The organism is Faecalibacter sp. (assembly GCF_057177045.1).
In genome coordinates, this window is the sequence record NZ_CM169987.1 from 1427973 (window position 1) to 1450510 (window position 22538).

General features: G+C 33.5%; 21 protein-coding genes. 7 read left to right on the forward strand and 14 right to left on the reverse strand.

The features are described from left to right. Positions 1-4 precede the first annotated feature (4 nt). Positions 5-2560 (reverse strand): DNA mismatch repair protein MutS, encoded by a 2556-nt coding sequence (mutS, locus tag AC1QSP_RS06525; protein WP_484080304.1) that lies wholly within the window; start codon positions 2558-2560, stop codon positions 5-7. Between the two features lie 79 nt (positions 2561-2639). Here mutS and AC1QSP_RS06530 point away from each other — a divergent pair, with 79 nt between their 5' ends. After that, positions 2640-3170 carry an RNA methyltransferase gene (locus AC1QSP_RS06530; RefSeq protein ID WP_484080305.1) on the forward strand — a complete coding sequence of 177 codons (531 nt, stop codon included), beginning with the start codon at positions 2640-2642 and terminating at the stop codon, positions 3168-3170. A gap of 85 nt (positions 3171-3255) precedes the next feature. On the opposite strand, the gene AC1QSP_RS06535 is transcribed toward AC1QSP_RS06530, so the two are convergent. Continuing rightward, the gene (locus AC1QSP_RS06535; RefSeq protein ID WP_484080306.1) at positions 3256-4659 is read right to left on the reverse strand and encodes an OmpA family protein; all 1404 of its coding nucleotides are present in this window, start codon (positions 4657-4659) and stop codon (positions 3256-3258) included. A gap of 75 nt (positions 4660-4734) precedes the next feature. Then, positions 4735-5145, reverse strand: a complete 411-nt coding sequence (gene folK / locus AC1QSP_RS06540) for a 2-amino-4-hydroxy-6-hydroxymethyldihydropteridine diphosphokinase (protein WP_484080307.1) — start codon at positions 5143-5145, stop codon at positions 4735-4737. 27 nt (positions 5146-5172) lie between these two features. On the opposite strand from folK, the gene sppA reads away from it, so the two are divergent. The 6 genes from sppA to rodA all read left to right on the forward strand — a co-directional run bounded on the left by sppA (position 5173) and on the right by rodA (position 12935). Then, positions 5173-6942: a signal peptide peptidase SppA gene (sppA, locus tag AC1QSP_RS06545; protein ID WP_484080308.1), complete on the forward strand. Its 1770-nt coding sequence runs from the start codon at positions 5173-5175 to the stop codon at positions 6940-6942. Positions 6943-7109: 167 nt separating this feature from the next. After that, positions 7110-8135 (forward strand): rod shape-determining protein, encoded by a 1026-nt coding sequence (locus tag AC1QSP_RS06550; RefSeq protein ID WP_177708569.1) that lies wholly within the window; start codon positions 7110-7112, stop codon positions 8133-8135. A gap of 26 nt (positions 8136-8161) precedes the next feature. After that, positions 8162-9010: a rod shape-determining protein MreC gene (mreC, locus tag AC1QSP_RS06555; RefSeq protein ID WP_484080309.1), complete on the forward strand. Its 849-nt coding sequence runs from the start codon at positions 8162-8164 to the stop codon at positions 9008-9010. Then, positions 9000-9515, forward strand: a complete 516-nt coding sequence (locus AC1QSP_RS06560) for a rod shape-determining protein MreD (protein WP_484080310.1) — start codon at positions 9000-9002, stop codon at positions 9513-9515. Before mreC ends, AC1QSP_RS06560 begins: the two co-directional genes overlap by 11 nt. Further along, positions 9512-11422, forward strand: coding sequence for a peptidoglycan D,D-transpeptidase FtsI family protein (locus tag AC1QSP_RS06565; protein ID WP_484080311.1), 1911 nt, complete (start codon positions 9512-9514; stop codon positions 11420-11422). The genes AC1QSP_RS06560 and AC1QSP_RS06565 overlap by 4 nt, the downstream gene beginning before the upstream one ends. After that, on the forward strand, positions 11391-12935 hold the full coding sequence (gene rodA / locus AC1QSP_RS06570; RefSeq protein ID WP_484080312.1) for a rod shape-determining protein RodA: 1545 nt from the start codon (positions 11391-11393) through the stop codon (positions 12933-12935). Before AC1QSP_RS06565 ends, rodA begins: the two co-directional genes overlap by 32 nt. 44 nt (positions 12936-12979) lie before the next feature. Here rodA and AC1QSP_RS06575 read toward each other — a convergent pair whose 3' ends face one another. The 11 genes from AC1QSP_RS06575 to AC1QSP_RS06625 form a co-directional block, all read right to left on the reverse strand. After that, the gene (locus tag AC1QSP_RS06575) at positions 12980-13432 is read right to left on the reverse strand and encodes a GNAT family N-acetyltransferase (RefSeq protein ID WP_322969095.1); all 453 of its coding nucleotides are present in this window, start codon (positions 13430-13432) and stop codon (positions 12980-12982) included. 26 nt (positions 13433-13458) lie between these two features. Further along, positions 13459-14826, reverse strand: a complete 1368-nt coding sequence (locus tag AC1QSP_RS06580) for a deoxyguanosinetriphosphate triphosphohydrolase (protein ID WP_484080313.1) — start codon at positions 14824-14826, stop codon at positions 13459-13461. A gap of 93 nt (positions 14827-14919) precedes the next feature. Beyond that, complete coding sequence (locus AC1QSP_RS06585; RefSeq protein ID WP_484080314.1) at positions 14920-15741, reverse strand: TPM domain-containing protein; 822 nt, start codon at positions 15739-15741, stop codon at positions 14920-14922. Further along, a complete protein-coding gene (locus AC1QSP_RS06590; protein WP_484080315.1) occupies positions 15722-16162 on the reverse strand; it encodes a TPM domain-containing protein in 441 nt (146 codons plus the stop codon). The genes AC1QSP_RS06585 and AC1QSP_RS06590 overlap by 20 nt, the downstream gene beginning before the upstream one ends. Positions 16163-16166: 4 nt before the next feature. Next, complete coding sequence (locus AC1QSP_RS06595; RefSeq protein WP_484080316.1) at positions 16167-16781, reverse strand: LemA family protein; 615 nt, start codon at positions 16779-16781, stop codon at positions 16167-16169. 113 nt (positions 16782-16894) lie between these two features. Continuing rightward, positions 16895-17362: an ABC transporter ATPase gene (locus AC1QSP_RS06600; RefSeq protein ID WP_484080317.1), complete on the reverse strand. Its 468-nt coding sequence runs from the start codon at positions 17360-17362 to the stop codon at positions 16895-16897. 131 nt (positions 17363-17493) lie between these two features. Beyond that, a complete protein-coding gene (locus AC1QSP_RS06605) occupies positions 17494-18285 on the reverse strand; it encodes a (Fe-S)-binding protein (RefSeq protein WP_484080318.1) in 792 nt (263 codons plus the stop codon). A 39-nt stretch (positions 18286-18324) separates the two neighbouring features. After that, a complete protein-coding gene (locus AC1QSP_RS06610) occupies positions 18325-18759 on the reverse strand; it encodes an LNS2 domain-containing protein (RefSeq protein ID WP_484080319.1) in 435 nt (144 codons plus the stop codon). A gap of 75 nt (positions 18760-18834) precedes the next feature. After that, the gene (locus AC1QSP_RS06615) at positions 18835-20160 is read right to left on the reverse strand and encodes a 4Fe-4S dicluster domain-containing protein (RefSeq protein WP_484080393.1); all 1326 of its coding nucleotides are present in this window, start codon (positions 20158-20160) and stop codon (positions 18835-18837) included. Between the two features lie 42 nt (positions 20161-20202). Next, the gene (locus AC1QSP_RS06620; RefSeq protein WP_484080320.1) at positions 20203-21177 is read right to left on the reverse strand and encodes an MlaD family protein; all 975 of its coding nucleotides are present in this window, start codon (positions 21175-21177) and stop codon (positions 20203-20205) included. 52 nt (positions 21178-21229) lie between these two features. Then, positions 21230-22525 carry an N-acetylmuramoyl-L-alanine amidase family protein gene (locus AC1QSP_RS06625; protein ID WP_484080321.1) on the reverse strand — a complete coding sequence of 432 codons (1296 nt, stop codon included), beginning with the start codon at positions 22523-22525 and terminating at the stop codon, positions 21230-21232. Positions 22526-22538: the final 13 nt, after the last annotated feature.

Genomic DNA, 22538 nt, shown 5'->3' on the forward strand with positions numbered 1-22538 from the left:
AGTTCTATTTACCTAATTTCTTTTTTATTTCATTCAATTTCATTAATGCTTCAACCGGTGTTAAAGTATTAATATCAGTATTCATAATTTCTTCGCGAATCGATTCTAAAATGGGATCATCCAACTGAAAAAAGCTTAATTGCATATTTTCTTCCGTCAATTTTTCCGTTTTATTTCCCAATTGATCGTCTGATTTGGTTTGTTCTAAAATTTTTAATACTTCGTTGGCTCTTGTTACCACATGTTTGGGCATACCAGCCATTTTGGCAACATGGATCCCAAAACTATGTTCGCTACCCCCAGGAACTAATTTTCGTAAGAATAAAATCGTATCTTTTGTTTCTTTGATACTCACATTAAAATTCTTAATACGTTCCATCGATTTCGACATCTCATTCAACTCATGATAATGGGTTGCAAACAATGTTTTTGGTTTCATATTACTTTGATGTAAAAACTCTGCAATTGCCCATGCAATCGAAATCCCATCATAAGTAGAAGTACCGCGTCCAATTTCATCAAGTAAAATCAAACTTCGTTCCGAAATATTATTGAGAATACTCGCTGTTTCATTCATTTCAACCATAAAAGTTGATTCTCCCGAAGATATGTTATCTGAAGCTCCTACACGTGTAAAAACTTTATCGATAATTCCGATTTCAGCAGCTGTTGCAGGGACAAAACACCCCATCTGAGCCATTAATACAATTAAAGCTGTTTGACGTAATAATGCAGATTTACCTGACATATTTGGTCCCGTGATCATTATAATTTGTTGATCGATTGGATTTAATAATACATTATTCGAAACATATTGTTCCCCTAAAGGTAATTGCTGTTCTATCACTGGATGGCGTCCTTCTGTTATCTTCAAATCATAACCATCAGTTATTTCAGGTTTGATGTATGAATTTTTCTCCGCTATTTCAGCAAAATTTGATAAAACATCCAAATATGCAATTGCTTTAGCCGTTTGTTGAATAGGCATCAGCTTGGTAATAATTTCTTGGATTAAATCAATAAACAACTGATTTTCTATTGCTAAAATTTTCTCTTCAGCTCCTAAGATTTGCGTTTCGTATTCTTTTAATTCTTCTGTAATGTAACGTTCAGCATTCACTAACGTTTGCTTACGAATCCAATCTGAAGGTACTTTATCTTTGTGTGTATTACGCACTTCGATGTAATATCCAAACACATTATTAAAGGCAATTTTTAAAGATGAAATTCCAGTACGTTCCGTTTCACGTTGACACATTTGATCCAGGAAATCTTTTCCTGAAAATTGGATTTTACGTAGTTGATCTAATTCTTCGGATACACCTTCTCGAATTACATTTCCTTTTACAATTTGGTGAGGAGGTTCATCTGAAAGTGTATCAAATATTTTTTGATTTAATGGTTCTAAATCTTCAATTTTCGCAAATAAGTCCGAAACCTCTTTGATACTAGATTTTGAAGCAATTGATTTTATTGAACGAGCGATTTGTAAACTTTGCCCCAATTGTAACAATTGACGTGGTGTAATTTTACCGGTTGATACTTTACCTGCTAAACGTTCTAAATCCGTTAACTGACTTAATTGTTCGCGCAAATCATATCGAACGTCAGAATTTTTATAAAAGTAATCTACAATATTTTGACGATTATGAATCGCTTTTAAATCTTTTAAGACCATGACCATCCAACGGTTCAAAAGTCGAGCTCCCATTGGTGTACATGTATCGTCTAAAATATTCAATAAAGTTACACCTTTAGGATGAGGAGAATAAACCAATTCTAAGTTACGAATGGTGAAAGGATCCATCCATACGTAATGATCTTGATTCAAACGCTGAATTGATGTAATGTGTTGAATATCGAAATGGTGAGTTTCATCCAGATAAGCTAAAATTGCCCCCGCAGCAATAATACCATCCTTTAGATTCTCTATACCAAATCCTTTTAAGTTTTTCGTTTTGAATAAAGCCGTTAATTTATCAACCGCATAATCGTATTGGAAAGCCCAATCATCCAACAAGAACTTGCTTTGAACTTCTGAAAAATTATACTTGACACGTTTTTGATAAATTACTTCACTTGGACGGAAGGATTGAATAATTTTAGCCACTTGCTCTTCTTGTCCTTCAGCGGTTAAAAATTCACCTGTTGAAACATCAAGTAAAGCAATTCCATACGCTTTATCACCTTGATGAACAGCCATCAAAAAGTTATTTGATTTCGATGAAAGCACCTCATCTTGTAAAGCTACTCCTGGGGTAACTAATTCTGTCACTCCTCGCTTTACAATCCCTTTCACCATTTTAGGATCTTCTAATTGATCACAAATCGCCACACGAAGTCCTGCTTTAACCAATTTTGGTAAATAGGTATTTAATGAATGGTGTGGAAATCCAGCCAATTCATTATTATCTGAACCATTCGCACGCTTCGTTAAAACAATATCTAAAATTTGTGAAGATTTGACTGCATCTTGTCCAAATGTCTCATAAAAATCTCCCACTCTAAACAACAATAATGCATCAGGATATTTTGCCTTGATGGCGTTATATTGTTTCATTAGAGGAGTTTCCTTATTCTTTACTACTTTTGTCAATTATTATGCTTTTAGAAAGGCTAAGTTAAATAAATTCGAAGTGATGAGAAAACTTAAATTAGATGAATTGGGTCGTGTATCGGCTGACGAATATAAAGCGATTGAAAAACATCCGATCGTGGTAGTTTTAGATAACGTAAGAAGTATGCATAATGTAGGTGCCGTATTTAGAACTTCGGATGCATTCTTGATTGATAAAATCTACTTGTGTGGAATTACAGCAACTCCTCCACATAAAGAAATCCATAAAACTGCAATTGGCGCAGAGAATTCTGTCGATTGGGAATATGTAAAAGATTCGAATGAATTAATTGCTCAATTAAAACAAGATGGTTATCAAATCGTAACTATTGAACAAACTGAGGGTTCTGTTTTACTAAATGAATTTGAAGTCGATACTACACAAAAATATGCTATTGTAATGGGAAATGAAGTGGATGGTGTACAACAATCAATCATTGATCAGTGTAATACTTGTATTGAAATTCCACAATCAGGGACTAAACATTCACTAAATGTTTCTGTTTGTACAGGAATAATTTTATGGAAATGGTATGAAGGATTTATGAAATAATAATTCTTCCTAAAACGCTAAAAATTTTAAACATAAAAAAAGCCTGAAGAAATCTTCAGGCTTTTTGATTTATTATAAAACGAGATTATTTAATTTCTTTAAAAATCACTCGTCTGTTTTCTAAGTTTTTCCAAGCTGGACAATTAGAAACTGGATTACACTCTACGTGTTTTAATTCCGATTTTCCTTTTCCTACTGGAGTTAAGTTCGATGTATCTACACCTTTATTCGCTAAGTAACGAATTACTGAAGCAGCACGTCTTTCTGATAATTTTTGGTTATACTCTACTCCACCTGCAGCATCCGTATGTCCTTCAACATAGAATTTGTATGATGGATTTGCTTTTAACACTTCAGCAGCATTATTTAATTTTCCGTAAGAAGCTTCACGAATACGATCTGAATCGTAATCAAATTCTACTCCTTCTAAAGCTGAAGTTACTAATAAAGCCACTTCATCACCAGAAATTTGAACCAACTTCTCTGGACAACCACCATTTGTTGGAGGTCCTGGAATAGTAGGACATTTATCTTCTGAATCTGGAACACCATCTCCATCTGAATCTAATGAACATCCTGATCCATCCACACGAACACCAGCTGGTGTGTCTAAACATCTATCCCATTGATCACATACTCCATCACCATCTGCATCCACACATTCAAATAATGTATTATCAGATAATCCAGCGATACCTGCTCCTCCTGCTGGTGGATACCATTGTAAAGCTTCTGGATGTTTACCAATTTTAACGTGTAAACCTAATGAAAGCGTTAACATATTATCATCACGGCCTTCTTCAGTATCAGCAGCCGTCCAGTATCCTGGCCATGATTTTCCTGATCCATCGAATTCTTCATCACCTGTCATGATATACATTGATTTTAATTCTAAATCAATGCGATTAGATACTTTGTGACGTAATCCTAAACCTACTTGAGAATAAACAGATTTATCAGATAATTTTTGGTCAGTAACTGTAATGTAGTTAGTTCCACTACCGTTATAAAAATTTCTTTCTGCTTTGTAACCTAAAATTCCAACCCCTGCATAGGCGTGTAAAGACCATCTAAATTGAGAAGTATTATCTACTCGGCGCCATAAATTAGAAACATTTAAATCTCCTAATAATGAAATTCCGTTATATTCAGTTTTTCCCCAAACATATCCTCTATATTTAGAAATATACATATCATCCACTAAAGCTTTCTGTCTTGTGTTACCATATTGATATTGTAACGAAAGTCCAAAAGCGTGTGAAATTTGTTTATTTACTTGAAATTGTAAATCATATCCTGGTGTGAACCATCCTCCTGACCAAGAAGTAAGGTCAGAGTTTTGTAATAGATTTCCACCTCCATAGATCGAAACAGACCAATCGTTGAATTTTCTGTCTTCATTTGTAAAGTGTCTTTTCTGTTCTGTTTGACCAAAAACGGAACCAGTAAATATACTCAACAATGAAAAAGTCAATAAATATTTTTTCATAGGTTTTTAATGTTATTTACACAATAAATTAATTGGAATTATTTTACAAAAATAATAAAATATTCTAACAAAATCTTAATTAAAGTATAATTCTTTTATAAAAGCTCTTGTAACCAATTGATGATGAGGTACTGTTAACGACTCACTTAAAAAAGTAATATTATTATATCGCAAAATATCAATATCAATAATTCGATCGACGTATTTCTCTCCATCACGAGGTTGAGTGTATGTTCGACCCATATTTTTTTCGATAGTTTTTATTACCTTTAGCAATTGTATAGGACTTAATTTAGTTGTAACTAAAAGTTTCTGATTTAAAAATAATTCATCCGAAGTAAATCCATCGGCTTCATTTTCTAAAATATTTGAAACTTTAACAATCTCTCCTACCTGCTGTGTAATAAGGGATTTAGCTACTTCTAAATTATTTTTTTTGTCACCTAGATTAGTTCCAAGTAACAAAACAGTATTATATAACGACATATAACAAAATTAGATTAAATTTTATAAATGAAAAGTTTTTTAGGTCGAGTATTATCCACAATTGTGGGAAACATGGTTACCCTTAGTATTTTTGCATTTTTATTGATTGCATTACTTATCTTGTCTACTTTAGGCACAACATCACCTTCTATTCAAAAGGAAGCGGTTCTTGAATTAACCTTTGATCGTCCAATTAAAGAGAGTAGTATGGATAATGAAGTTTCACTATTTTCATTTGAAGAATCTGAAGATTTCTATTTAGAAAATATTTTGGCTTCTATTGAACATGCAAAAACGGACGATAAAATTAAAGGAATCAGTTTAAAAATTGAAGCATTTAATGGGGGGTTAACTCAAGCAAATGACATCAGAAACGCGTTATTAGATTTTAAAAAATCTGGAAAATTCATCTATGCGTATTCAAACAATGCCACTCAAATTTCCTATTATATAAGTTCAGTTGCTGATTCAGTTTATCAAAATCCTTTGGGAGGAATTTTATTACAAGGGATGAGTTCTGATGTCATGTTCTATAAAAACGCCGGTGACAAATATGGTGTCGATTTCCAAGTGATACGATACGGTGATTTTAAGAGTGCGGTTGAACCCTATTTTAGAACTGACTTATCTGAAGAAAATAAAATTCAGTTGAATGCTTTATTAGGAGATCTATGGAATAATATCTCAAATGATATTTCTAAATCTCGTAAAATAGATCCTATTACTTTTCAAACCATTACAGACAGTTTATATTCTTATATTCCTGAATCAGGTTTGAAACATAAGTTATATGATAAAATTATTCACGAAGCCGAATATGATGAACTTATTTTTAATCGTCTAAAATTAAAAGAAAGTAAAAGTAAAACCACTGATGAAATATTAGCTAAACATCTTGTTTCAGTAGAAGATTACTACACTTCATTTGCTGAAACAAATGCTTCAGATAAAGTTGCTGTATTGTATGCTTCGGGTGCCATCACTGAAGGAGATGGATTTGATGGAATTCAATCGAAAACCTATGTTAAAGCAATTCGAGAAATTTCGAAAAATAAAAACATTAAAGCATTAGTATTACGTGTAAATTCACCAGGCGGAAGTGCAAATGCATCAGAAGAAATTTTATTTGAACTAAGCCGTCTTAAAAAGAAAATGCCAATTGTTGTTTCTTTTGGTGATGTAGCTGCTTCTGGTGGATATTATATTGCACAAGATTCTGATCGTATATTTGCACAACCAAATACCATTACAGGTTCTATTGGCGTTTTCGGAATGATTCCAAACGCGAAAACATTAGTGAATAATATTGGAATTACAACAGACGGTGTAAAGACCAATGCCAATGCCGACCAATTAAAGTCGATATTCAATCCTTTATCGGATGATACCAATCGATTAATGAATAAATCAGTCGTCTTGGTGTATGAAAAATTTGTGAATCACGTAGCGCGTAACCGTAAAATGACATTCGATCAAGTGAATGCTGTTGGAGGGGGACGTGTTTGGTCTGGTTTAAGTGCACAAAAAATCGGATTAGTTGATGAATTCGGAAATTTAAAAGATGCCATTTCCTATGCAGCGAAATTGGCGAAATTAGAAAATTATTCTTCCGAAGCTTTCCCAAAAAGAAAAGATAGTTTTGAAGAATTGATGGAGAAATTACAAGGAAATTCTATTACATCTAAAATCAAGGAAGAACTTGGTACTGATGCTGCTAAGGTTTATGAAAACCTAAAATTAATGAATGAACAAAAAGGAGTTCAGGCACGTTTACCCTTCGATATAAAAATCTATTAAAAACTTAAAAAATGGTTAAAATTATTTTAACCATTTTTTTTTGTTGAAAACTTTTTACTTTAGCGCAGGATTTATACCGAAATAAATCCATTTAGAAGTATTATAAATGACTAAATTTATCATACTTTTGTAATTCGTTAAATAAATACCAGAATATTATCTAAAAAATGGGATTATTCGATTTTTTCACGCAAGAAATTGCAATCGATTTAGGAACTGCGAACACGCTAATTATTCATAATAATAAAGTCGTTGTAGATAGTCCATCGATTGTCGCTATACATAGAAGAACAAATAAAGTGATTGCTGTTGGAGAACAAGCAAAACACATGCAAGGTAAAACTCACGATGATATCAAAACCATCCGCCCGTTAAAGGATGGGGTTATTGCTGATTTCGAAGCATCGGAATTTATGCTAACAGAATTCATCAAAAAAATCCCAGGAATTCAAGGGAAATTATTTTCACCATCTTTACGTATGGTGATTTGTATCCCATCTGGTATTACTGAAGTTGAAAAACGTGCTGTTAAAGACTCATGTGCTCGTGTCAACGCCAAAGATGTTCGTTTAATTTACGAACCAATGGCAGCTGCAATTGGGGTTGGTATTGATATCCAACAACCAAAAGGGAACATGATTATTGATATCGGTGGAGGTACAACAGAAATTGCTGTCGTAGCTTTAGGAGGAATTGTATGTGATAAATCTGTAAAAATTGCAGGTGATGTCTTCACTAACGATATAGCTTATTACTTAAGAACACATCACAATTTATACATTGGTGAACGTACTGCTGAACGTGTGAAAATTGAAGTGGGTGCTGCCGTTGAGGAATTAGAACACGCTCCTGATGACATGCCGGTACAAGGTCGTGATTTAATCACGGGTAAACCAAAAGAAATCACTGTAAACTATAAAGAAATTGCTCGTGCGTTAGATAAATCCATTTTACGTATTGAGGATGGTGTGATGGAAACATTATCTCAAACTCCACCTGAATTAGCAGCTGATATTTATAACACGGGTATTTATATGGCCGGTGGTGGTTCTATGTTAAGAGGTTTAGACCAACGTATTTCTAAAAAGACAGGTTTACCAGTTTTCTTAGCAGATGATCCATTAAGAGCAGTTGTACGTGGTACAGGAATTGCCTTAAAAAACATCGATAAGTTTACATTCTTAATGAAATAATATTTTTAAAATAAAGATCTAGAGCAATGCAATATATTCTAAATGCTATTAGAAGAAATGGTGTATTTATTATTTTTATCTTTTTAGAATGTTTTGCATTGTTTCTTATTTTTAGAAAAAATATTTATCACGAAACATTACTTGCTGAAGCAAGTACTTCTTTTACAGGATTTACAAATGATAAAATTTCAGCCATTACAAATTTTATCAACTTACCTGCTACAAATCAAGAATTACAAGAAGAAAATGCTATGTTACGTGAACGCTTAGTTCATTTAGGAATTAAGAATGCGCGTACAAAGAAATTTACAAAAACGGATTCTTTAGGTTATCAGCAAACGTATACTTTTGTACCTGCTGATGTGATTAACAATTCAATCATCAAAACACAAAACTATATTACGATTGATAAAGGTCGTAACCATGGGGTTGAAAAAGGTGATGGTTTAATCTCCAATAAGGGTGTTTTAGGAATTGTAACATATGCTGGAGCAAACTACTCTCGTGCAATTTCTTTACTGAATAAAGACATCAAAGTAAATGCGCGTATCAAAGGCAATGAATATTTCGGAACATTAGTTTGGGATGGTAAAGATGCCCGTTTTGCGCAATTAACAGAAATACCAAAATACATCAAGGTTAATAAAGGTGATACCATCGAAACGGATGGAAAATCGCCCGTTTTCCCTGAAGGCTTAATGATCGGTACTGTTGTAAGCAAAGCGAATGACAATGTAACAGGTGAATTAAAAATTCAAGTAAAACTAAAACAAGATTTTGGAAATTTATCACACGCTTACGTGGTAACAAACCTAAACAAGATTGAAATAAAACAAGTCGAAAAATCGGATACAATTATCAACAATGTACAATAAAGATTTATTTGTAAATATTGCAAGCATCATTCTGTTAGCATTAGCCCAAGTTTTTATATTTAACCATATTAATTTTCTTGGAAGCTATCAGCCGTACATTTATATTGTTTTTATCCTATTTTATCCTCCTTATGCCAACCGATATCTTTTCGTTTTTCTTGCATTTCTTATGGGATTAATGATTGATATCCTAGAATATACGGGAGGAATACATGCTTTTACATTAACTTTTGTTGCCTTCTATCGTAATTTAATCATTAAATTGCTTTCAGGAAAAGTCAATTTCGAAATGGAGTATTTTAATTTTAATACGTTTAGCATTTCGCAATGGATTTTCTATATGGCCATCATTATTCTTTTTCATCACTCGATCTTACTACTGTTAGAAAATTTCAAATTCACAGGAATTTTAACCGTATTAAACAATGCCTTAATTAGTTCTGGTATTACATTTATTTTTGTTATTATTTATAAGATTTTATTCAAAAATAAAATTTCGGTATGAAAAAATTAGCGGTCGTGTATGTCATGATCCTATTTATAGTCTTTCTTTTTATAGGTCGTTTAGCATACTTACAATTATTCACAGATCGATACAAATTAAATGCTTTTAATACATCCATTAAGCAAGAAATCATCTACCCTAACCGTGGAGATATCTTGGATCGTAATGGTAAATTATTAGTATCAAATACCTATTCTTACGAACTCAATGTTATTCCAATTAAAATTTCAGAAGACTTTGATAAAAAGAAATTTTGTGCATTGGTAAATGTGACTACGCAAGAATTTGATTCAATTATTACTTCAATTACTGAATCGGATAGTTATAAGAAGTTATCACCTTATCCTTTCAAAAAAAATATATCAAGGGAAGATTATGCTCGTATGCAAGAGCAGCTCTACTTATATCCAGCATTCAGCATTATCAAACGTCCAGAACGTAAATATATGGTTCAGACCGCTGGTAATATTTTAGGATATATCAATGAAGCGAGTCCTGCATATATCAAAACAGATTCGACGTATTACCAACCAGGAGATTTTGTAGGGATTTCAGGTGTAGAAAAATCCTATGAAAAAGAATTACGTGGGGTAAAAGGAGTAAAAAACTGGATTGTTGACCGAACAATGAATATTGTTGGTCCTTATAAAGATGGTGAATATGACCGTCCAGTAAAAAGTGGTAAAACTATTCATTTAACTATCGATTATCGCTTACAAGAGTTAGCGGAACAAATGCTCCAAAATAAACGTGGTGCAATTGTAGCCTTAGATCCTAAATCAGGTGAAATTTTAGCTTTAGCTTCTGCTCCAACCATTAATCCAGGTGATTTTTTAGATTCTAAAAAACGTAATGCTTTAATTAATGATTCGATCAGTAAACCAACATTTGATCGTGCTCTTCAAGGTACATACCCTCCAGGTTCTACATTCAAGTTATTGACAGCTCTTGCTGGAATGCAAATGGGAACAATGACTGATTCTACAACATATACTTGTAAACATGGGTTCCGATATGGTCGAATGAAAATTGGTTGTCACTGTGGACGCTACTATGCTCCTCAAGGATTAGAATATGCTATTGGTAAATCTTGTAATAACTATTTTTCTGAAGCCTATCGCGATATTGTACGTAAAGATCCTAATAATCTAAATTCTGGTATAGACGAATGGGCAAACATCATGAACAGTTTTGGATTAGGTAAATTTATGGGAACTGATTTACCTGTAGGAAATAAAGGACTTATACCAACTGGTAATTTCTATGATGATCGATTTGGTGAAGGTGTGTGGAACCCTTACCGTATTATTTTTAATGGAATGGGGCAAGGTGATATTAATACGACGCCGTTACAAATGGCTAATTACACTGCAGCAATTGCCAATCAAGGATATTTTTTTACTCCACATATAGTTCATAAAGTAGAAGGTCAACCGATAAAAGATTCAAATTTTATTGTTCCTAAAAAAACATTGGTTGATAAAAAACACTTTGGAATAATATTACGAGGAATGCGCAACGTATTTACCATGGGTACTGCACGAGCATTACAAGTAAAAGATTTTACACAGTTAGGAAAAACAGGTACCTCACAAAACTCACAAGGGCAAGACCACTCCTTATTCGTGTTAATTGCTCCCGCTGAAAATCCAAAAATTGTAGTGGCAGCAATTGTTGAAAATGCGCATTATGGAGCAACTTGGGCGGGACCTATGTCTAGTTTAGTGGCAGAGTTGTACTTAACAGATACGATAAAACGTCAAAGCATGTTGACGCGAATGAAAAATCAAAGTTTCCAAGGTGAATATCATCGCCAATGGATCAATTATTTGAAGAGAAAAGGATTATACGTAGAACCAGTAAAGAAAGATAGCATTGAGCCAAAACAGATTGTTGCAAGGAATTGATTGGACTGTCATAATTCTTGGATTAATTCTATTAATCTTTGGAATCATGAACGTCTACAGTGTGGATAGTGAACGTGGGATAAAACAAATTATTTGGTTTTCTCTAGGAATGGTCATGATTTTTTCATTGGTGATTTTTAGTGGTAATAACCGAAATTTTTTTGAGACCTATTCCCCTGTCATTTATGCCATTTCCGTTCTTTTGCTCGTTGGAGTATTAGTCATTGGAAAAGAAATTAATGGTGCTAAAGCCTGGTATAGTTTTGGTCCTGTCTCTTTACAACCTGCTGAGTTTGCTAAAATTGGGACTTCTTTATTGATTGCAAATCTGATCAATCACTCCAATGCAAACTTAAAAGACATTGGCTTTCTAGGGAAAATTGCCTTAATCGTTATCATTCCTATTGCATTAATTTTAATGCAACCCGATTTAGGATCAGTAATTATTTTCTGTTCATTATCGATTCCGTTATATCGCGAAGGATTTCATCCTTGGGTGATTTTAAGTCCTATTATTGCATTAATTATTTTTTTAATATCGATTGTTCAAATCCCTTTTTACGTTTTACTATTTTTTGGATTCATCGTATTAGTAGTCACATTAATCGTTTTATCATTTAATTACAATAAAGAAATAGAAGATGCTTGTTACGGCGTATTAATCGGATTATTTTTGTTCTTTTTACTTTTAATAGGTGCTTCATATATTTTAGGAATATTGGATGAAGAAACACGTTTAGGATTTGGACATTTATTTCCAAATAGTGCTTTATTTTTTGAAGAACCTATCTTTTTTAATACTCTTTTATTTGGAGGGGTTGGAGCATTTATGTCATTAGTTCCAGTAGTATTAATGAAACTCTCTTATGAAAAAGAAACCAGCTCATCTCCCTTTAAATTACAATCGGGAGTGGCAGCTAATGTTATGACAGTAAGTATTATTGCTTCAATTGTAGCGTTATTATTTACAAGTACAATAAGTTTTATTTCTCCAATTATCTTCGAAAAATTACCAAAGCACCAAAAAGAACGTGTGATGGTTTTGTATGAAGGAGAAGCTAAATACCGAGATACTTCAGGTTATAATTTATTGTATTCAAAAACAGCTATTGGTTCTGGAGAATTATTGGGAAAAGGATATAATCAAGGAACCATTAAAAAGGGGCGTTTTGTACCTGAACAATGGACCGATTACATTTTCTGTACGGTAGGTGAAGAATGGGGATTTGTTGGAAGTGTGGGTCTTGTCATTTTATATGCTCTATTTATTGGACGATTATTTTATTTGGCCGAAATGCAAAAGAATCGATTTGCACGTTTCTATGGCTATTCTGTAGCAGCTATATTATTCTTCCATTATTTTATAAACATTGCCATGGTAATGGGACTTTTCCCTACGGTGGGAATTCCTTTGCCTTTCTTTAGTTATGGAGGAAGTTCATTATGGGGATTTACAATATTGATCGGAATCTTTTTAATCATCAATTATAAACAAAATCAAAGTTTAATTTAATATAAAAAAGCCTCAATAATTAGTGAGGCTTTTTTTTTCTCTGTTTAGAAATTGAGTGACACATTTACCCATTCTCCATCAAATTCAGCATTGTATTTTTTATAAAAATTAATCGCTGGTTCATTCCAATCTAAAACTTGCCAAACCATTCCGTGATATTTATTTTCTTTTGCATAAACAATCAATTCATCCAAAAGTTTTTTACCTAAACCTAAACCACGTGCAGATTCGGTAACTATTAAATCTTCTAAATATAAACGTCGACCTTTCCATGTCGAATAGCGATCATAATATAACGCAATTCCTAATATCTCACCATTCACTTCAGCAACCAATGAACCCCAAACAGGTTTCTCCCCAAAACCGCATGCTTCCATTTCTTCTAAAGTTACAGTAACCTCATCTGGTGCTTTTTCGTAAAGTGCTAATTCTTTAATTAATTCTAAAATACGAGGACAATCTTCTTTTCTTGCCGCTCTTATCACTACATTGTCCATGTTATATTTAGTATTTTTTATATATTTTAAATGGTCATCCCAATTTCTATTCCTTTAATACGACGGTATAATTCAGTTGCGTAATTATCTGTCATTCCAGATACATAATCTAAAATTCCCATCACCTTTTGATATTTCGACCCCTTTTCATACAGAAATTGATTAGGTACTAATTTTAATGCTTTTTTCTCAAAATTTTTACGTTCTGATTCTTCCTTTAAAATAGGAGGAATAAATTGAGAAAGTAATTCTGACATTACATTATAACCCGCATTTTCAATTTCTAATACCGAACGGTGATTATAGATATTCTCACGCGAGAAACGTTGAATTTCAGTTAAAACTTTTTTCGTTTCATTTACCGTTTCATCTTTTATAATATCCAATAATGCTGTTTTAAATTCACCCTGAACAATTGTTTCGAAATTATCTTGATACACCTGCACTGATTTCTGAGTCAATAAATTAATTGATTTTGCTCGTAAGTAGGCAATGCGATCATTTTTATCCGAAATGGATTTTAATTGGGCCTTTGTTTTATCAAATTGCTCTGAATTTAACGATTCCACTAAGTTTAAAAATAATCGTTTACATTTATCGTGATCGATAATTCCTAAACGTTGCGAATCTTCCACATCTATAATGCTATAACATATATCATCTGCGGCTTCCACTAACCATACAAATGGATGGCGTTTATAAATAATTGGATCTTCTGATTCGACAATCATTCCCGTTTTATCAGCAATGGTTTTAAACATTTCTTTTTGAGCTTGAAAAAAACCAAATTTCTTGCGATGCAATTGAGATTTATCTTTCGCTATGGATTCACAAGGGTATTTTGCTATAGAGGCTAAAGTAGAATAAGTCAATCTTAATCCACCTTCTGATTTTCCATTTTGTTGCTGTGTCAATATTCGAATGGCATTTGCATTCCCTTCAAAATTGATCAAATCTCCCCATTCGGCTTCCGTGAAAAAATCTTTTAATTCCGACTCGTGACGATCAAAATATGAAGCGATAGCATCCTCACCCGAATGCCCAAAAGCTGGATTACCGATATCGTGGCATAAACATGCTGCAGAAATCACATCATGGATACTGTAGTTATAAAACTCATACGAAGATGGCGCCAAATCATAATTCTCAACAATAAATTTTCCTACCAAATTTCCCATTGATCTTCCTACAGATGATACTTCTAAGGAATGTGTCAATCGGTTATGGACAAATACACTACCTGGTAAGGGGAAGACTTGGGTTTTATTTTGCAATCGTCGAAAAGCTGACGAGAAGATAATACGGTCATAGTCACGTTGATATTCTGATCGAGCATCAGAAGTATCATTACTATTGCTTCTCTGATTCGTGTAGATGTGATTTAAAATCTCCATAGATTGAATTATATAACGAAATTAATCATATTTGTTAAGCTATAAAAAAATCCAGACTGTTTACACAATCTGGATTTTATATTTTTTTACGATTTACCAGCTGCCTGAAGCTCCACCTCCACCAAAGCTTCCTCCGCCAAAGCCTCCAAAGCCTCCGCCAAATCCGCCTCCTGAAGAGCCGCCCCATGAGCCACCTCCTGAACCAAGGCCGCCACCTCCTAAGATTGAACGTCCTGTATTCATGATGATGATATCGTCTAATAAACTTCTTTGTTTGCGTCCACCGTTTCCGCCTCCGCCACCATTATTCTTTTTACCGAATACAATCAGTAAAACAAATAAAATGAAAAAGATGAGTACAAATGTAGAAAACCAATCGACCTCATATTGATCTTGTTTGGGTTCCGCATCAAATTTTCCATTAAAATATTGGAAAATTGCATTTATACCTGCATCTATACCACCCGCATAATCACCTTGTTTGAAATGAGGAATAATAACTTGGTCGATAATGGTTTTATTTATCGAAGGGGGCAAATGCACTTGAGAAGCATAACCTGTACGAATCGTAATTTTACGGTCTTGTTCGCTCAGTACAATGACAATTCCATTATCCTTGCCTTTTTGTCCAACTCCCCATTTTTCTCCAATTTCATTCGCAAACATCTCTAAGGGATATCCATCAAGAGATTCTACGGTTAAAACTAAAATCTGAGTAGATGTCGAATCATTATACGCTACTAATTTTCGCTCTAATGCATCAAGTTGTATAGCATCGAAAACTTTGGCATAATCCTGCACTAATTTTTTAGGAGGATTTTTTAATTCGACCAACTCATAAGGAGATTGCGCAAAGAGTGAAACAAGCCCTATAAAAAATAAAAGTACAAAATTTCTAACTGTAGCTAATTTCATCTGGCAATTCGTTTTTATCATCTTCCTGATACGGAAAATATGTTTTAAGTGCTTCGCCAGTCATATGAATTCCTGTACAAAGCCCTTTTGCATATTTTTCTTCTCTAAAATAAGAGATTACTTTTTCTTTTATCTCTTCCCAAAAATCATCTGGCGTTACTTTATCAATACCTTCATCACCAATAATTGTAAAATTATGATCGTAAGGAGCCACATGAAAAAGAACAGCATTTCGGTCTTTCGTTTGATGCATCTCTAATCGTTTAAAGACTTCTAACGCTTTTTGGAAATGATCGGTAGAAGATTCGAATTCGATATGAACTCGAATCTCACCACTTGTATTTTTTTCAGCCATTTGGATGGCTTCAATAATTTTCTGTTCTTGTTTGGAGGAAAGAAATGGATTATCCTTTTTCCCCATACGATTAGAATTCTACTTTTGGTGCATTTTCTGTACCTGCAGCAGCTTTAAAATATCCTTTTTCTTTAAATCCACCGAAGTTTGCAATAAAGTTGTTAGGAAAAATCTTAATATGCGAATTAAATCCTTCTGCTGCCGTATTGTATTTCTTTCTTTCGAATAAAACCTCAGCTTCCATACTTTCGATTGATGCTTGTAAGTTTAAGAAATTTTGATTTGCTTTTAATTCTGGATAACGCTCAACAGAAACCATTAATTTATTTAATGCTCCACCTAATTGGTCTTGTGCTTGTTGGAAACGCGCAATATTTTCTTCTGTTAATTGAGAAGCATCATCAATATTTAGTTGTGTTGATGTCGCTTTAGCACGTGCTTCAATTACTTGGGTTAAAGTTTCTTGCTCGAAATTAGCCGCTCCTTTTACCGTTCCTACTAATTGATCGACTAAGTCTGCACGTTTTTGGTACGTATTTTCAACATTCGACCATTGTGCTTTCACACCTTCTTCCATTGGTACCATAGAATTGTATTTAGATACAAACCACCCACCAATGATAATTCCTAAAACGATGATAGCAGCTAAAATTCCACCACCAATTAAACACCCTTTGTTTTTCATATTTTAAAAAATAATAGTTTTAACGTAAATATAAGTTTTTTTCAACACTCTTATAGCAAAAATAAAGCCGCACTAATTGGTACGGCTTTATCCTAATTTATATTCCTTTACTTTTAATTCAGTAAATTTTTTGCCCAACTTTCTTCGATGGGTAACTTCCAAGAAGTTTTGAATTCTGCCAAATTAGCAATGCCGTTATTAAAAACATTGATGTTGGCAATTACACCTTCTTTTACATTCTTTTTGAATGTTGGTAATTTTTCGATTAAAATTTTTTCGTTTTGTTCGTATGCCACTAACATACGATTTAAGAATTCGAAGTTATAATCCGCATCTAATTCGCGAATAATTTTTGTTAACTTGTCGATAGAACAGCCACTGGCAGTGGCTTGATTTTCGTCCACTCCAACTACAATAAATTGGTCGTAAGGCAAGGTAAAATCAGCTAATAAAGCTGCACCGTGCGCATTCCAATCCAACATAAAATTTTGAAGTTTTGATATGATAGTTTCTTTTTCTTCTGGAGAAAATTTACGATTGGCTTGAAAAATCCAAATTTTTGAATTGTCTGCTAAATTCATCGTATATAATTTTATATTTATACAAAGATAGGAAGGATTTTTAAAGTATTTACCGAGATTTATCAGACTTAACACAATAAAAAAACCACCCTTATAGTAAGAGTGGTTTATGATATAGGCGAAATAATTTCTTATAAATCTTTAGCTTCCATAATTAATTCGGCTAAATCCTTCACCATAACTTTAGATTCTTGTTCGAAGTGTTTTACTCCGTCCGTCATCATTGTATTACAGAAAGGACATCCTGTTGCAATAATATGAGGTTTCTCGGTTAAAGCTTCCTCTGTACGTTCGATGTTGATGTCTTTGTTTCCTTTTTCTGGTTCTTTAAACATCTGTGCACCTCCCGCACCACAACATAATCCACGTGTACGGCAACGTTTCATTTCCACTAACTCGGCATCTAATTTTTCGATTAAACTACGAGGGGCTTCGTAAACGTCATTTCCACGTCCTAAATAACATGGATCATGGAAAGTAATTCGTTTTCCTTTGAAAGTTTCAGAACCTTCTAACTTTAGTTTTCCGGCGTCTATTAACTGTTGTAAATATTGAGAGTGGTGTAATACTTCGTAATCTCCACCCAAAGATGGATATTCGTTTTTTAAAGTATTAAAACAGTGAGGACACGTTGTCACGATTTTTTTTACTTCGTAAGCGTTTAACACTTCGATGTTCATCATGGCTTGCATTTGGAATACGAACTCGTTTCCTGCACGTTTTGCTGGATCTCCTGTACAAGATTCTTCTGTTCCTAATACAGCAAATTCAACTCCAATATTATTTAATATTTTTACAAATGCTCTTGTAATTTTTTTAGCTCGATCATCAAAACTTCCGGCACAACCAACCCAGAATAATACCTCTGGTTGCTTACCTTCCGCCATGTATTGAGCCATAGTTTTAACAGTAATATTTGACATAGTTTTTTTGTAGTCTTTTTGTTTTTTTTGAATCTTTAGTTAAGATCCGTGTTTCCCATCGTCAAAGACTTGGATAGAAACCGTTTTCTCCACTAAATCTGTAAATTTTCCGTTGTAACGAGTTGCTTTTACTAAGTGGTTATCGATCCAATGGTAGTTACCACCACGTGGTTTTCCCATTAATAATCCATGGTATTTAAACCCATGTTTTGCTAACCAAATTTCCGTGTACTCACGGTGCTCCTCTGTTCTTGACGTAAAAAACGTGATGATGTGTCCTTCATCATACCATTTATTTAATGTTTCTAACGCATCAGGATATAATGCCGCAGTTAACATTCTTTCTGGTTCTTCGTTAGGAATATCGTCACAAATTGTTCCGTCAATGTCAATTAAATAATTTTTTACTTCTTCTGGTAAAATAGGACTAACTCTTTCTCCGTTTTCGATTTTTTCCTTTAAGAAATCTTCCATTTGTGTTCGTGTTGTGTGTGTATGTGTATAATTTGTTTTAATAGATTGAGAAGATAGAGTATTATTTATAAAGCCCTAATCGTTTGCCCAGTTTAAACGATCGGCATTGTTGAACTGCCATGGCGCACCATTGTTTTCAACATTGGTCATCATCATATTTAACTCGTTTGGAGCTGCCGATTGTTCCATTACCAAGTAACGGCGTAAATCTACGATGATTGATAACGGATCGATATTAATTGGACAAGCTTGTGTACATGCGTTACATGATGTACAAGCCCATAATTCTTCTGCAGTGATGTAATCATTCACTAAAGTTTTACCATCATCTACAAATTCTCCATTTTTATCAATGTTACGACTTACATCCTCAATACGGTCACGAGTATCCATCATAATTTTACGAGGCGATAATTTTTTACCCGTAATATTGGCTGGACATTCGGAAGTACAACGCCCACATTCGGTACACGAATAAGCGTTTAGTAATTGAACTTGATTAAGATCAAAAATATCCTTTGCTCCAAAAGTTTCTGGTTCACCCACTGGTTCTGCAGGCGCAGCAAAAGGATCGGCATTGGGATCCATCATCAATTTTACTTCATTTGTAACAGACGCAAGGTTTGTAAACTCTCCTTTCGGTTCTAATTTAGAGAACCACGTATTTGGGAAAGCCAAAATGATATGTAAGTGTTTTGAATAGTATAAATAGTTTAAGAAGAAGAAGATTCCGATAATATGGAACCACCATGCTGCTCTTTCTACTAATGTAATAAAGGTAATATCGTTAAAGGAACTAATAACTGGTGCTGTTAACCAAGAAGAAATCGGGAAAGATCCTGCAACTGGATAATGTGCTGCACCTAATTGTTGTAAAACTTGATCGGCTCCATTCATCGTTAAAAGCGCAAACATAAATGCGACTTCCATAAACAAGATGTAGTTGGCATCGTCTTTAGGAAAATCCTTCATTTCTGGTTTCCAGAAACGTTGCACACGAACAATATTACGACGTGCCCAAAAGATTACACACGATACCAGTACAAGGAATGCTAAGATTTCGAAAAATCCGATCATCGCATCATAAAAACCACCTAAGAAACTTAGTACACGGTGTGTACCAAATAATCCGTCGATGATAATTTCTACAACTTCGATATTAATTAATAAGAAACCAACGTATACGATAATATGCAAAATACCTGCAACGGGACGTACCGTCATTTTACCCTGCCCTAAAGCTACACGAGCCATAGTAGCCCAACGTTCCGATGGATTATCGAAACGGTCAATCTTCTTACCTAATTTGATGTTGCGAATGACCTTTTTCACATTGTGTGAAAAAAACCATAAGGCACCAATCATAATTAAGGCAAAGATTACATTTGGAATGTAATTCATCATTTTATTCTAGTTTTTTTTGTGAGTTTTGAGTTTTGGTTATTACGGTTGAATTGTCTGCTTTTTACCGAAAACAGAAATGTTAACATAACGACTTGGATTTTTCTTTAAATCATCCACTAATGAGTTAACACTCTTAATCGTTGCTTTTAATTCATCTGCAATATCGTCTTCTTTCGCTAATTTTCCTAATGATCCTTTACCATTATTGATATCAGCTAATAAAGAATTTAAGTTTTTAGAGGCTTCTTCGAAATTTTTGATGGTTTTCTCTAACTCCATCGCATTGATTTTGTCAGCAGTTTTTCCAAATTTTTCTATGGTTGCTTGCGTTGATGCTAATGTAGTATTGGCATTGTTTAACGTCTTTTTAATGGTTTGCTCGTTTTGTGCAATTAAACCATTGGCAGAATTAGAGGTTCTTTCAATTGATTTTGCAGTAGCATCAAATGAAGAAACTGTATGGTTTAAGTTTTTTAATAAAACTTTTAAATTTTGTTTATTTTCTTGATCTAACATCGAATCTACTCCCGCTAAAGTTTTATTTAAAGTAATTAAAACTGAATCGATTTTTGTTTGTGTTGGACCTAATTGTTCTGTAATCCCAGCAAACATTCCGCCTGCTACACGACCATTTAAATAATCTCCACTTTGAGCAATATCTTTTCCATAGTCTAAAATTAAACGAACTTCGGCTCCAGACATAATCCCTGGTTCATAAATTTCGGCAATTGTATTTTTCGAGAATTCGACATCTTTTTCTATGGAGATTAATACCTCAAAGTATATTGGGGTTTGGTCATCCACAATAGAAATTTCTTCTACACGTCCTACTCTCAATCCATTGATTGAAACAGGTTTTGATGGCGCTAATCCATTGACGTTTTCAAACTTTACTTTAAACACTCTCCCTGATGTGAATAAATTTTTTCCTTTTAAGAAATTAAATAAAATAAAAAAACTAACTAATGTTACTAATGTTATGGCACCTATTTTGGCTTCTTTTGAAATCTTCACGATATGTATGTTTCTGCAAAAATAATTAATATTTATCAAGAACTAATCAATATTAGATTGGATCTTCACCGTTAAATGTTACAATAAAGGCATTACGGAATCCTTTTTTCTGTACTGCTTCTAAGGTTTTTTGAGCATCGCTCATGGATTTATCTGATCCGAAATAGTAATTAAACATATTTCCGCTCTTCACTCTCAATACATTAGACAACCCATTAAAGCGATCGTCTTTTTCTTTGTATTTTTTATTAGAAGACATAAACAAAACACGATAATTTTTTTGACCCTCTAATTTTTTATTTAAATCAAATTCTTCAATTGAGGCTTTTGTAAACCCTTTTCGTTTAACCACATTTAATAATTCATCAGCACGTGAACGTAAATTTGTATTTCCGTAGTAATAAACGTACTTATTACCATCTTGTACAATTTCTACATCTGTTAACCCTTTAAGTTGCGGGGAAGTTGTTGTGTATTTTAAGGTTGTTTCTAAAAATTTTACTTTAAGTACTTTTCCTTCTAATGGTTTTTCAGTTTCTTTAGCAACTTTTGGTTTATCCGAATCCGATGTTATTCCTGAACGGCGATCAAATTCTTTTTTATATTCTTTAAAAGCTTTATATAAAGACTCTGTAGAAGCCTGCTTTCCTTCATCTGAAGCTAAATAAGTTCCTTCTTCATAATTCGAAATAAAACCTAATTCTACTAAAACAGACGGTGAAGCGTTTCCTCTTAATACGTGGAAATTGGCCTGTTTTACACCACGGCTTTTACGCCCTTGCTCATTCACAAATTTTTTCTCCACCAAGTCTGCAAATCGAATAGATTGTTCCTTGTAAGTGGCATTCATAATTTCGAATGCGATGACTGCCTCTGGATCATTTGGATCAAATTTCTCATACTTTTCTTGATCTTTTTCTAAAATAATAACTGAGTTTTCTCGACGTGAGACTTCATCAGTTTCTCCCATTCGACTAAGTCCCATCACGAACGTTTCCGTTCCATAAGCTGAAGTATTTTTTGCCGAGTTACAGTGAATCGAAATAAATAAGTTGGCCTTGTTTGCATTTGAAATTTTCGTTCGCTCCCACAATTCCAAAAAAACATCGGTTTTTCTCGTGTACACAACTTTAACATCTGGATGATTCTTTTCGATCATCGCTCCAAATCTTAAAACCACATCCAATGCGATATTTTTCTCTAAATCAGCGACTCCACGCGCTCCTGCATCTTTCCCTCCATGCCCTGCATCTAACACGACTACAAAATTCGTCTTTTTTTGTGCCAACGAAAATGTAGAAAAAAGCATCATCATTACAAAAAATAGATACTTTTGTATGTTAATCATTTTTAATCTCATA